A 14,707-nucleotide genomic window follows, 5' to 3' on the forward strand; every position below is an offset into this window, starting at 1 on the left:
CCCGGGAGTTGCCCCCGGGAAATGGGGTTAGTGTCTGAAAAATTTATCGCCAGTAACCGAAAAGCGTGGGTAATTCTGATCATCATCTACAGGGATAAAATGGATCATGTCTAACCATGTTACGCTGGAGGAGTTACCACCACCAACAATGGTAAATCTAATCCAGTGTCTGTCTGTAGTCTGGATATCAGCTGTTCCGGCTAACCTGCCTACCATTTGATCCCAACCAGAGGTATTTACCTGCTGTTGTCCGCGTAAAGTGCCTTCGTAATCATTTGTAGTAGCCATGTAGCGTTTAAAACCATTGGTAAGCATCAGCGGATCGGCGGAAGCCAAACCGGCTGTGCTCGACCCCACACCAGAAGAGCTTAGATATTGCCTGAAATCAACCAGATTGGGCAAAGTTTGTTCACCGGGCCTACCAATATCAACCCCTATTTGAAATACCGGAGCACTACCATTTTGAGCGTGGCAGATCCACACTTTATATTTTCCTTTAACCAACATTGGTGTTCTTAACTCAATCCATTGTGCCCTTTGGGTATTTGCCCCCATTGAAAGGTTCAGAAAATCATTAGAATTATATTTACGCGTGGCATTGGGCACCACTACACATTCATAGTTTTGCGCCTGCGTTAATTTGGATGGATCATTAAAGATCAATCCGTTTAAATTACTTAAACCATTGGCATATAAAGGAATAGTAGCTGCTGCAGCGCCCCTCCATTTTGGATTGGACCTCAATTCTGGCTGGTCTCCAACATCAAAGAAAACAGCAGATTGCACCCTCACTTTGATTGCAAAAGGTTTTTTAACCTCGTGCATTACACCGTTCGCAGCTGTAACATCACTAAAAGTTCTGTTAATTTCAACGCCTGGCTCTACAACACCATTAAATTCATCTTCGTTTAATAGTATTTTCTGACTGGAGAACTTGGTTGTAATAATTTCTTTTGGTGCCAAAGTATAAATGGCTGGTGAGGTAATAATATCCGGCGTATAGCTTGGCCCTGTCGAAATGTGATAGGCCATATACAACCATAAACTATCTGCATGATTTTTTGGATCACCGGTTTTAGAATACCTGCTCTTAAATGCTGAATATGTGGCATATCCTGCAGCTTTTAGTGCAGAATCTGATTCTAAAATTAAGGTCTGAAAACGACGGGTAGTATCTTTAACAGCTGCTTGTGCAACGTTTAATGAATCGTAAAAACCAGTTTCTTTTAATGCCTGGGCAAAATAAGTATACCTTGAATTGGCCTCTACACTTTTTGCTAAAGTAACCGTAGCAGGTAGTAAGACATGATCTAATTCATGGATAATTCCATTCCCAACCCGGATATTTGACTTGGTTATTACGGCCAAACGATTAATGATGTAACTGCTTATTCCATTCTGATTGACAATCCCGGTTTGCAGGTATTGCCCATACAAAGTAAGCTGGGGTAATTTACCATCGGTAAATTTGTTGGTTGCAACTGTATCGGGAAGTAAGTGAAACCTCACCACATCTTTTAATTCCTCTACAGACATATCTGCTACCGTTGCTTTGCCTTTGGCTTTTAACCAATCGGTTATTGCGGTATTGGTTGGCGTAAACAGGGTATACTTTCCATAAGCGCCTAAGTATCCTGATGTACCAGAGCGGTTTATGATTTCACGCATCATTGAATATTTTTCAGGGAAGCGATCCAGATAACCTGTGATATTCACATCATCGGTTGTCGATTCCCTGTAGTTTTCTCTTTTACAAGCATTTATAAACACCAGTGCAAAAGCTGCAATTACCACCATGATGATAATTTGGCGAACATTTAAATTAAGTTTTGTCATGCTCTTATTATTTAGTGTAAAATGGATTTTGAACCAACTGAGGATCAGCAAATAGCTCTGATTCATTTATTGGCAAATAATGACTGTTGATATCTCTGTATTTGGTGATGGCCGATTGTTGCAAAGCTGGCGATACCGTTTGCGCCACCATGTTCAGCAGCAAGTCTATGCGTTTATAATTATCGCGTTTCGCCATGCGCAGTATGTCAAACCACCTTTTGCCTTCAAAGGCAAATTCGCGGGCACGTTCTGCCAAAATGTAATCACAGATGGCATCCTTATCTGTAGGATCTGGCGTTTGGGCGGTAGCAGCAACTGCCCCTCTTCTCAACCTGATGTCATTAATTATCTGCAGCGCTTCGGCTCCCGCATTGGTTTGCGCCAAGGCTTCTGCTTTAATTAATAATATATCTGATATCCGGTAAGCCTGCCAGTTTACATTTGTAGGGTTTTCAGTACCCCATTTCACAATAGTGAAATCAGTATTGCGATAAAAATTATCTGCGCGGATATCATAAATACGATCCGGATCCACATCATCTGGAATAAAAACATCAGTGGAAACATAGCTAGAAGCTAAATAACGCTTTCTGGATTGGATTAGTAAATTATAGAAAGCCGGGTTCAGGGATGTTTTATTGTTAAACTCAAAAATCGTTTCTGTTGAACTTCCATTATAAAATACATTGGTATACCAGCTCGAATTTCCCGAAAGCAGTGCATACCTTTGAGAGGAGATAATTTTATTGCATTCGGCTAAACAGTCTTCATATTTATCCATCCATAAATAAATATCGGCCAGCATGGCATTTATGGTGAATTTAGTTACCCTTCCCTTATCAGAAGCTACATTACCATAAGTGGTTACTGCAGTAGATTCGGCCTTTTTTAAATCGGCTACAATGCGCGTTAAAATGTCTGCGGCAGGGGTTTTAGGTAAGTCCTGTAAATCAGTATCCTTTGCCGTTGAAGTAAGTTTTAAAGGCACATCTCTAAATGATCTTACCAGGTAAAAATACATCATGCTTCTAAGTGCTAATGCTTCTGACAAGTATGCATTCAATTCGGTATCGCTCAAAGTGGGATCACTCTCTTTAACGGATGGTGCATAATCTAATACAGTGTTACAGAAATTTATGGTTTTATAAAAAGCAGACCATCGCGTTATGCTGTTACTCGATACTATATTTACATCAAGGATATCTTTTTCCTCGTTTGTTGCTCCTGGTCCGGCATCAACCAGATCGGCCCTCATCTCTCCGAACATGAAAATATTTTCGGTAAGTGCCCTATCCGAAGCATTTGGCGGCGAAGACAATAAAGAAGCATAGCATCCCGCCACTGCTGCCTGAATATCTTCTTTGGTTTTCCAGTAACCCTGGCGTGTAATGCCATCACGGGGTTGTAAATCCAACCACTTTTTACATGATGTCGACATGATCAGCATCATGATTATACCTGTACTATATATAATTTTTTTCATCTTATTGCTGATTAAAAGTTGGCCGTTAAACCTAATGTTACCGTTTTAATTGGCGGAGTGGTAGAGTTATCAATTACGGTTGAGAATGCCGATAATCTTACCGGAACTTCAGGATCCTGACCGGTGTATTTCGTAAAAGTTAAAATATTTTCCACCATTATATTGGCACTAATGCCTTTCATTCCAATACGTTTTACAAAGTTTTTACCGAAATCATATTTCATAGTCAAGCTTCTCAAACGTAAATAAGAACCGTCTTCCACATACCGATCAGAACCCAGAAAGTTGTAACCCGTTCCATATGTGGCTCTTGGCATATCCGTGATATCACCTTCGGTTTTCCACCTGCGCAATACTGCTGTACTTTGATTGTTAAAACCATACATGTTGGTGGTGGTAATCTTTGTACCATTAATAATCTGATATCCGGTACGGAAAGTAAAATTGGCGCCGAAACGGATATTGCCATTAATGGTAATATTTGTACCAAAACCACCTGTTAAGTTAGGGTTACCATTGCCCAGGTATACCACATCTTTATAGTCGATGTTACCATCATGGTTAATATCCTCGTACATGGCATCACCGGGCTGAAACACGTAATCAATAGATGGATAAGCAAATCGCATATACACCTTTTCGCCATTTGGCCCAACAATTTGATTTCCATTTTCGTCTAATGCGATGGTGGAGCCAAGGTCTTTGTAAACGCCTTTGTATTTAAATCCGTAAAATGAACCAAAAGGATTTCCTTCCTGGATGTAAACCTTGAAAGTGTTGTTATTGGTTATCTTACCATTATTCTCCCTGGGATAGAGCGGGTCTATCTCCCTGATGATATTTTCGTTGTGAGAAATGTTGAAATTAACATCAACACGCAATTTTTTACTTTTAACCGGGGTATAGTTTACGTTGAATTCCCAACCCTGGTTGTCCATTGTTCCTACGTTCATATCGACACCATTGTATCCGTTGTAACTTGGAATCTGAATACCTGGATAAAACATATCGGTGGTACGTTTGCGGTAAACATCGATGTCTACATTCAATTTTTGCTTGAATAACTGAACACTTAAACCCACGTTAGACTGGCCGACTTTTTCCCATCTTAAATCAGATAATTCGATGTTTGTTGGATAAACACCTGAAGTACCCAGGTAACTGAAGCCATAATTTTGGTAAGTATTAAAATAAGAGTAATCATTACGTGGTGCATTCCCTACAATACCGTAACTGGCTCTGAAACTCAAATCGTCAATGAATTTTTCAGTGCTTTTCATGAAAGGTTCACCAGATACCCTCCACCTTACAGATGCAGAAGGAAAGATTCCGTAACGGTTATTCGGACCAAATTTGGAGTTTCCATCGCCCCTGATGCCTGCATTAAAAATATAGCGGTCTAAAAATTTATATTGTGCATTCAGTAATAAGCCTACTGATCTGGTTTGTGCGTAAGAAGAATATGCAGAACCCGTGGCGTTGGTGCGGCCATCAATGGATGGGTCTGCCAGATACGAAGAAGCAGTATTAGAAGAGAACATCCCCTGACCTGTTCTGCGGCTATCGTAGCTATCAAATCTGGCAAAGGCGATTAGATCATGTTTCTTGCCCAGCTCTGGGGTGTAGGATAAAGACACATTGGTAGCCATTGTAAAAGCATCTCCGTCAGAATCTCCCGCGGCGTTTACCACGGTTTCAGTAAATGGCCTTCCGGTAGCAATTTGCGGCAAAAAGGTATTTACTTTTGTATTATTGATATCTGCCTGAAAGTTTGCATTTAAACGCAACCTGTCTGGAACAATTTGATATTGTAAGCCAAACTTTGGGATTACACGTTCTCCAAGCTGATTGTTGCTAGCCGCCATTACCATAGCCAGGGGATTGTATGTACCGCTATAAGTTCCCTGAGCTGTTGCTGCCGGACTAAAATAGTTGGATGTTAAATTTCCATATTCATCGTATTCATACACCGCCTGGTTAGGCATTTTGTTGTAAGCTACATCCCTAACACGAGAGGAATACAAGTTTTCATTATTGATGTGTGTATAAACAATATCGGCACTGAACTGTATCTTATTGGATACCTGATAATCAAGATTTACCCTTGCACTTAAACGCCCTAAACTGGTTCCCCGGGTAGTACCCTGCTGGTTAAAATAGTTAAGTGAAGCCCTATATCTTGCTTTTTCTCCCCCACCAGAAATAGATAAATTATGATCTTGTAAATACCCGATTCTGGTAATTGCATCCAGCCAATCGGTATTGTTGCTAAAATTATAATAGTTGTATGGGTCGTTTTTATCATACTGAAATTGCTTGGCAAAGTCTGATGTAGAAAACTGTCTTCCTGCATTATAAAACTCTTCCAATATTAATGATGAATACTGGTTTCCGTTTAGCATTGGAATAGCGCTTGGTTGCTTAGAGTAAGAGCCCTTAAAATTGTAAGAAATGCTTGGCGGCCCCAGGGATCCCCGTTTGGTTTTAATTACCAATACCCCATTCGCTGCTCTCGAACCCCAAACGGCAGTAGCTGCAGCATCCTTTAGCACACTAATTTCAGCAATATCAGATGGTGCAATATTTAATAGCTGCCCATAATTATTTTCATCGGATGTGGCGAAGTTAAAATCAGAAGGAATGGTGATGTCATAAGGCATACCGTCTACCACGATAAGTGGATCTACGGCGCCATTAATTGAAGATGTACCCCTAATCCTGATTTGCATAGGTGCACCGGGATCGCCACTGCTTGCGGCAATGTCAAGGCCTGCTAACCTCCCCTGCAAAGCCTGGTCAATAGATGCAGCTTGCATATCTTCTAATTCTTTGGTATTAATGGTACCAACAGCTGATGTCTGGTCTCTTTTATCGATGCGCATTCCGCTTCCGTTATCAGATTTTGCCCTCGAAACAATCTGCACCTCATCCATCTGGTTATCAGCTGGTTCCAATTGAAAATTAATCACAGCTTTATCAATTGCAAGAGGGGATGTGGATTTATAACCAATGTAAGAAACTGCAATTCTAAGGGTTTTATCTGCTACTGGTAAAGCATAGTTACCGTCAATATCTGATGATACTCCTTTTACCACCCTGCGATCTTTATCTACCAATACTACGGAAGCACCGATAATGGGTTGCTTATCTTTTTTGTCGATGATCTTCCCGCGAACGTAATTAATTTGCTGTGCACTAGCGATTGCAGAAATCAACAGGCAGCACATTAACATACCAATATGAAAAGTATATTTTTTGAACATTTTGTTTAGATTGGTTAGAATTGATATTTTAAGTAACCGTTAATTTGATGGATTACAGCCCTGTTGGATAATACATTGCTTCGGTCGTTTGTGCCAAGCAAAACATTTACTGTTGCTCCTGTTACATCTCTCAAAGTCAATGCTGTTGTTGAGTTCAGTACAACATTAATTTTGGCTGCATCTCCCCCATCATTTTTTAATAAGGTTTCAAACTGACCTGTTTTTTGGCCGTCGCTTACTACCGTACTCTTGTTAATGATGTGGTATTGGATAAACTTACTCACCTGAGTAATTCCTATCCCATCCGAAGGCGCAAATGTTGGTGCACCTGTAGTAATGTTGCCTGGAAGCAAACCAGCCTTAACTGCGTTTACAATAGCTGCATTGGTGGGTACCAATATGGTATAGTTTACCCCATCGGTTACTCCGGTAATGGCACCGGTTGTTTGGTTATATATTAAGTTACTTTTAAGATATTGAAAGAAATTATAGTACGGGTCTGTTGCAAGTGTTCCATATTTTTCAATGTGCTTACCAATATTTAAACTGGTGTAGGTTAAGGCTTCCTTGCCATAAATTGCTGCACCATTTACCGGAGCAGTGCTCGTAGAATCTATCGGAATGGTTTGCTTGGCTACCAATGTACTATCTTGTGTACCAGCAGAAAAAATCTTACCCTTATCATATTTGATGTATTCTCCGTTAGAGGCCTCCAAAATACCTGATCCTGTAGCAAAGTTTGGAACTGCCCTGTCTCCCAACGGAATGATATGTGTTTGCAAAATGCGTTTTAGCGCTGTATTGTCGCCACGTATTGGAGCTGATGCGAAAAACGGATCATAATTAAAGCCCATCTTTCTTAGCGTTACATCAGGTACCATTACAACGATATACTTAATAGATTGTGTTTTTAACTGTGTGGCTAGCCCGAAGTAATTTAAAGCTTGTTTCATGATGTTGTAATCAGGATCCAGATTAACATTTCCATAAACAGTAGAAAATACACTGGCATCCTGTGCTTTATTTACGCCATATAAGAAACCATTACTCAGCACTTGTTTCTCGGTAATGTTAGCGGTAGTAAGCTTGGTAACATCACCCAATGCATTTGAGTTATTGGTAAATTTGCTCGGCCATACTGTAGTAGTGAAGAGGTGGCTATTAATAAAATCACGAATCAGGTCGGGGGCTACCACATACAATTCATTGAGGTTATTTACCCCTCTTTTTTTCCAGTATTTTAAAAGTACATTTTTGGCATAGGTGTTTACGGCATCATTATTTGGAGCAAAAATGCTGTACGACCCGGTTTGGGCATCATTGGCATCAAGTTTCAAATAATTTTCATTGTTGGGCGAGAAAGCCAGTGAGGTACTGTATACTTTGGCGTAAACATTACTTGCTTTGCCCGTTAAAACCTCATACCGATGTGATACATCTGTATTTAGTGAATAATTTACAAACTTATCCAGCAAGCTTTTGAAAACGCTGTAATCACTCTTTTGATTCACATACTGATCAATACTCAAAGGAGGAACTAAAACCTTGTCGATTATATGGATAATGCCATTTTCGGCAATAATGTTGGTTTGTCCGTCTATTAACCTGGCTTCACCAATATTGCTGCCACTATAAGTATTATTGGGATAAAAGAAATTGTAATCAGCGGCCGAAAGACTCGAAAAAGCCATAAATGGCGCTAAGAAATAAGTAATGTTCTTATTGTTAAAATCAGTACTTAAGTAAGATCCATGCCTGTTGGCGTCAATAACTTTAATGGCATTGCCATTATTGTCTTTACCATCGTAAACAAAATCATAATAAACAGTGCGTCTCCTAAAAGCAGTATTTTTAATAAATCCTTTGCTTGAGAAAAAGTCACTCAGCCTTTCTACTTTTTCACCGTCATAAACCATCGAATAGCGTACAATTTTGGAAGCTAAATCTGCCTTGATTTCGGTTAAAGCATTCTCCTTCATGTAGGCCGCAAAGGCATCATCTGTAGGCGCAAAAACAGTCCATGAACCTGCAGTACTTAAAGTTTCTTTGTAACCTGCTTTATCAACACATTCCAAAAACTTAGTGAAATTCCCTTTAGTCTGAAGCTGCTGATAAATGGGATCACCCAGATTCTCTGGCCGACCATAAAACTCATCGAATTCCTTTTTTCTGCAGCCGCTCATCATGACAATAATTGTCAAACACACAGTTAAAATCTTGGGCAAAATCTTACTCATAGCAATCTTATTGGATAAAACGCCATCAGCTTCAATTGCATAAAAAAGCCATTGATCTAAATCAGATTAGAAATTAGGTAGATAGAAATGATTTAAATGAGTGTAAATTTTTATTGCATAGAATCTGTTAACGGACGTTAATTAATATTTGGTTAAAAGTTATTTGGTTAGTTTTCTTAATCTAATATATACAGGTGCTTAATAATTTCCATCCTGTACCATCCTGTCTATTTATTATAAAATATTATCACAAAATGGATAATCAGCGAAATACGATCGATAAAACGTTTTAACTACGTTTATACTTAATAATTATGTTTATAATTATTTTTCAAAAAATGGTTAAAATGTTTAAAAAAATGGTTTTATGGCCACTGGACCGATTAATCCTGATGGCATAACATTCCATTGTGAAGCATCAAATTCCTTGTAATTGATGTTGACAAAATTGATTTCATGGTACTTACGCCATTGTACTTTTTTAACATCTAAATCGCGTATGCGGTTAGCCATTAAATTCACTACTTCTACCTTAATGGTGTTGTTTCCAGCTTTAAGGTATTTTCCGATTCGGGCTTCAAAAGGGATGCTCCATAATATACCTACTTCATGCCCGTTAATCCACACCCTGGCACTTTCGTCTACCTGATTTAACTGTAAAACATACTCTTTGGCGGTTTTAGCCGGCAGATTAAAGTTACTGGTATATACACCCGTTCCGGAGAAAGCCTGCAGTTTTGGATCAGGCAAACTGGTCCAGGAAACAAGTTTACTCAATTGCTGATCTCCAGGTAACTCAGGGCCTCCTGCAGTAAAATGTAGCTTCCATGGATTTTTTAAAGCAATTTCCTGCCCTGGCTCATCCAGGTATACCCAGGTGTTCTTATGCGTTGATTTTGCTGCGCTTACCAGAAGGAACAAACTCTCTCCTGATTTCAACTGAACCCTTACCTTAGCATCCTTAACAGCAGCCATTCCTGTTGCCCCATCCTGTGGGTTGAGTATTTCTATCCCCCCTTTTTCATTGATGGGTAGAAAAGCATCGATATCTTTGCTGGTATGGTTAACCAGGTAGTAATACTTACCCGCATCCGTTCTTCTTCTGATTAATTGTAAGCCGGTATCGGTTAATACTTCTCTTTTTAATCCAATTCTTGTTAATACTTCCTGCACATCGGCAGAAAGGAATACTTGCCCTTTTCCTAATTTTTGATGCTGGATAGCCGCTGTCGCCGAAGAGAAATTCAACTTGTTTAATGTAGCTTTCAATTTTGTTCTTCTAGCCTTTAAATTGCCTAATCCGGGAACATCCTGAGGCAGATCCTCAAAAATGATGTTCGCACCCTGTTCAGCCATACCGATAATCTTTTCCAGTGTTTCAGGATTCATCAGTTCGCATTTGGGAATAACCAGGGTTTGATAAGGTGCTGCATTTGCAGAAGTAATTAATTCCTTACCTTTTATGGTGGTTTGCTGTAATAAACGATCGGAAGCGAAGTCAAAAGCATATCCCACTTTAGCCAGCTGAGTAGACAACTTATAAAAAGCTGTTGGATGTAACCATTCATCCACATCGTGTACTTTCAACGGCATATCTAATCCTTTTGCCTTATCCCAGGCATCGTAAACCGGCCAGTAAATCAGGATTTCATTATCTGATGTACCTGTTTGCAGTATAGATTGACAGCGGGCAATGTAATTATTTATACCATTGGCATGGGGCCACAAACTGTTGTTGGGATTCATCTCTACCGAAGCATAAAACAACCATCCCGGCCAGGGCACGTTACTTGGAGAATTGGTTGTTCCATGATAAAAGATATGGTTAATTCCTGCCAAAAACAATTGCTCTGCTTCTGGTTTACACTGTGAATAAGAAGTTTTAAAATGTTCGGTAAGCCAGGTAAATGTTTCTGAAGACACCAATTTTTTGCCTCCGGTATGTGCAGCAGATGAAGCAAACTTACTCATTATAGGATCTGGATCTACATTTCTGACATCTGCTGAATCTCTGCGTAATCCTTTAATCGGAAAATAACTTGAACCGAAAGTTTCTGTTTCTGGTATATCTACCGCACCATAAAGATCTAATAAATTACCCGGAGAGCCATGTGATTGATTTTTTGTTAAAGCTTTATGCTGATGGGCCCAGTTGGTCCAGTTCTGAGTAAAATTTTTGAACAACAGCTCATCCATGGTTTCACGGTAATCGGATTTTACCCTCGCTACCTGCTCGCCAACCGAATCTTTACTCAATAAATCTTTAATATATGTACTCAAATCGTATCCTCTGTTTTGCCTGAAAGCAGTTAAAAATGTTGGTGTCCAGGTTGCCCCGTATACTTCGTAACTGTCATTAAAGAAAGACCTTACACCTGTTGGCTGGTTTCCGAAGACGTCTGTAAACCTTTTCAGATAAACATCAACTGATTTTTTATCCAGATGATCTAAGGTAAAACCCTCACCACCTGGCGCTGCCCGTTTAACCATTTGGCGTGTTTTGCCAGAAAAAAGAGCGTAAATATCCCATTTCCCACTTGCTGGCGACCAATTTAAACTGCCATCGGTTTGTACCAGCTTCAGTAAATCTGTAATTTCACCCTTGGGTCCGTATGCAGTTAAAACCTGTAACTCGGCTGATTCTTGCCTGGCCTCCTTTACCTGAATGCGTTCGGTTAATTTTTCACCTGCAGATAAGCTATATTTTTGCGAGATCAGTTTTGTTGCTGCATTTTCAGCTTTAATCTGTGGTCCGCCAAAAGGCCAACCTGTACCCGTATTCATATCTACCCCTAAATCCAAACTATTGGCTTTCTGAGTAGTATAATGAAGCATATTCATCCATTCGGGAGATAAGAACTGGATGTATTTATTTTCAAAACCTACCGCTCCATAAATGGGTGTAATTTCTACTCCACCCATGCCTGCATTTTTGTATGCTTGTAAAACTGTGCTCAGATTCTGTTCATCGACAGCATTTCCCATCCACCACCAACGTGTCCAGGGCTTCATCTGCTTTTCTATTACCGGCCAGGAAGTATTTGCTTTCTTTGCCGTTGTTTGAGCGTTTGCAGTATTAAAAGCAACAATACTGATTAAAAATACAGATAGAAATCGGTTGGTTTTCATGACATTAATCTAAATGGAATACAAGCGGTAATGGGAATGATTTTGGCGACTGATCAGGGTTGGTTTCCATAATATCGGCCATGTAAGCCCACCACTTCTGAACAATAGGCACGCTACCTAAATCCTGAGAAGAATTTCCATTCTGCTGCTGAACGGCAAAAAGCGTATGCGTTTCTTCATCTAAAAAAATGGAATAATCGCTAACCCCATTTTCCTTTAATAATGCGGCTAATTCTGGCCAGATTTGATCATGGCGCGATTTGTATTCCGCCTCAAACCCGGGTTTGAGCTTCATTTTAAATGCAATTTTCATCTTTTAGTTAATTTTAAAAGTAATATCCGACTGATTATTGGCGTTTGATTTTACCCGAAGAATTTTACTTTTCTGATCATATCTCCAGCCAGTAGCATCAGAATCTCCAGCCTGAGCAATGCGTTTATCATTTTCGCGCAGCATCCGTGGGGGATTTTCCTGAGCCCAGTGGATTTGCAGCTCATATTGATGTACGGTTGGCGTAAATTTACCCGTTGGTTTAGCAATTTGGATGACAAGTTCATCAGCCTTTAAGGATGAAGTAATCCGGGTAATGGCAAAATCACCTGTTTTATATGCCGAACTGAGGTTATCATCTTCATAAAGGTCAAATTTCGATTCTCCGTAAGGAAAAACATCTAAGGTAATTAGATCCACTTTTTTTTGCCCGGAATAAATCATTTCTGGTTGCATTGGGATAATGCTTCCGGCCTTTACAAAAAGTGGAATCGTATCCATTGGCGCAACCACATGGTGATATTGCCGCCCTTCATATTTTTCTGCAGTGTAATAATTGAACCATGTTCCCTTTGGCAAATAAACCGAGCGGGTAATAGCACCTTTGGTTGTTACCGGTGCTACCATAATATTATCGCCAAACATATACTGATCGCCAATTTCATAAACATTTTCATCATCCTGATGGTTCAAAACCAATGCCCGCATCATCGGAATACCATTTTCGTATTGCTGATGCATACTGGTGTAGATATAAGGGAAAAGCCTGTAACGCAGAAGATCATATTTTTTGAAGTTGTTTAGGGCTTGTTCGCCATAAGCCCAGGGTTCTTTATACCCTGGATGATCCATTCCGAAAACCAAAGCTACAGGGCTAAACATCCCAAATTGTACCCAGCGCATATAGAGTTCCGGATCTGCAACGTGTTCAAATCCACCCATGCAATGTGCCCATAAACCTACTCCAGAAACCCCAACATTTAGTCCTGCCTTTATAACAGGGGCAAAATACTGCCACTCACTAGGCCAGTCTCCGGCAAAAATATAAGGATAACGTTGTATCCCGGCATAGCCTTCACGGGTTTGATTTAAGCCTCTAAACCCATTCAATTTCTCAAATTCCAAAAACGGGGCTTTCGCATAAGCAATAGGAAAAACATTGTGTAATTTCTCCGCTTCCTTTCCTGTTGGCCCCACTTTCTCGCTTTCATTGGCCAAAGCACCAAAAGCACTGCCTTCATCTGTTTTCAAGAATTTGGCACCGAGTTTGGCAACCCGCATAACCCCATTTTCCCACCACCATTGAGTAGCTTTTTCATCAAAAAAGTTAACAAACTCTCCGGGCTTTCCATTTTCCGGATAGGTATAGCCTTTTTCCCGGGCCTGATCTAAAAGATTCAGTTTTTTGGCATTATCAAATCTCGGACGAAGGTGTAAGCCTACCATTTTATAGTTCATGGCATAAATGCTGTCAAACATCCCCTTAGGGTCTTTAAAAGTTTCCCTCCATTCAAAAGAGGTTGCACCTTTACCTCCTATTGCTCCAAATAACCGCCAGGTAGAATCTAACCACAGTAAATCTACAGGAATCCCCAGTTCCCTGTACTTACGCGCCAGCTCAACCACATAAGCATCAGATGTTTTTTCTTCATGCCCCCAGGTACCTCCGCTATAGGTTCCTGCATGTAAACCCAAAGCAAATTGTGGCAACATAGGCGATTTACCTGTAACTGCGGTATATTGATCTAAAATTGCCGGAAACGCAGGGCCATAAATGAAATAGTAATCCAGTTCCCCATCAGCAGCCTTAAAGCTGTATTGATCTTTATTTGAAGACCCCATATCCCAGGTTGTAGCAAAAGAATTATGCAGGAAAATGCCGTATCCTTTAGTACTCATAAAAAATGGAACCGGGCAATAATTTGCCTCTAAAATGTTGTATGCGCCAATGGCATGTGGTAAACCTTTTCCGCGGCCTACATTGAGTGTTACTTTTTTAAAACGGCGATCCATAAAATCCATCCGCTCGCCAAAGCCAAAAAAATGCTCATCTGCCTGAAGTTTCTTGGTTACACCTACGGCCGTGTTTTCTTTTGCAATTGACACGCTATTTTCAGCACATAACAACTTGCCTTTAATATCGAAAACATCTATTTTAAATGGTGATTTGTTTAGCCTGATTACCAGCTTTGAACTGCGTATCATGAAATGATCTTTTTTATCCTCTACCTGATACGTTACATCGGCCCAGTTGTAGTTAGCCACCATCAGGCCTTCGTTTTCCTCAAACTTACCATTCCAGCTGCTCCGAAAACGAAACATATCTGGGCTGCAAAACTCCAGTTTTACGGCTCCATTGGTGGTTAAAAATGAAATGGTATTGCGGTTTTTTTTAAAACCCGACTGATAATTGCCAATGGTTTGTGCCTCAGCAATTGACCATGTAAATATTAAGGAAAAGGCAAAAGCCCAAATTCTGTTTAGCATG

7 protein-coding genes are annotated in these 14,707 nt (G+C 40.0%); all 7 read right to left on the minus strand.

Translation table 11 applies throughout. The features are described 5' to 3' along the window. Nucleotides 1–27 precede the first annotated feature (27 nt). The 7 genes from ACQY77_RS05390 to ACQY77_RS05420 all read right to left on the minus strand — a co-directional run bounded on the left by ACQY77_RS05390 (nt 28) and on the right by ACQY77_RS05420 (nt 14,706). Nucleotides 28–1,836: a fasciclin domain-containing protein gene (locus ACQY77_RS05390; protein ID WP_421939009.1), complete on the minus strand. Its 1,809-nt coding sequence runs from the start codon at nt 1,834–1,836 to the stop codon at nt 28–30. Nucleotides 1,837–1,843: 7 nt separating this feature from the next. Then, complete coding sequence (locus ACQY77_RS05395) at nt 1,844–3,319, minus strand: RagB/SusD family nutrient uptake outer membrane protein (protein WP_421939008.1); 1,476 nt, start codon at nt 3,317–3,319, stop codon at nt 1,844–1,846. An 11-nt stretch (nt 3,320–3,330) separates the two neighbouring features. Next, the gene (locus ACQY77_RS05400) at nt 3,331–6,582 is read right to left on the minus strand and encodes a SusC/RagA family TonB-linked outer membrane protein (protein ID WP_421939007.1); all 3,252 of its coding nucleotides are present in this window, start codon (nt 6,580–6,582) and stop codon (nt 3,331–3,333) included. A gap of 14 nt (nt 6,583–6,596) precedes the next feature. Beyond that, entirely contained in the window at nt 6,597–8,819 is a 2,223-nt protein-coding gene (locus ACQY77_RS05405; protein WP_421939006.1) for a fasciclin domain-containing protein, read from the minus strand. Nucleotides 8,820–9,170: 351 nt separating this feature from the next. Further along, nucleotides 9,171–11,948, minus strand: a complete 2,778-nt coding sequence (locus ACQY77_RS05410) for a glycosyl hydrolase (protein WP_421939005.1) — start codon at nt 11,946–11,948, stop codon at nt 9,171–9,173. Nucleotides 11,949–11,952: 4 nt separating this feature from the next. Further along, nucleotides 11,953–12,261 carry an L-rhamnose mutarotase gene (gene rhaM / locus ACQY77_RS05415; protein ID WP_421939004.1) on the minus strand — a complete coding sequence of 103 codons (309 nt, stop codon included), beginning with the start codon at nt 12,259–12,261 and terminating at the stop codon, nt 11,953–11,955. 3 nt (nt 12,262–12,264) lie between these two features. After that, nucleotides 12,265–14,706, minus strand: a complete 2,442-nt coding sequence (locus ACQY77_RS05420; RefSeq protein ID WP_421939003.1) for a glycoside hydrolase family 31 protein — start codon at nt 14,704–14,706, stop codon at nt 12,265–12,267. Nucleotide 14,707: the final 1 nt, after the last annotated feature.

Origin of the sequence: Pedobacter sp. (genome assembly GCF_965279535.1) — a bacterium.
Lineage (GTDB): Bacteria > Bacteroidota > Bacteroidia > Sphingobacteriales > Sphingobacteriaceae > Pedobacter.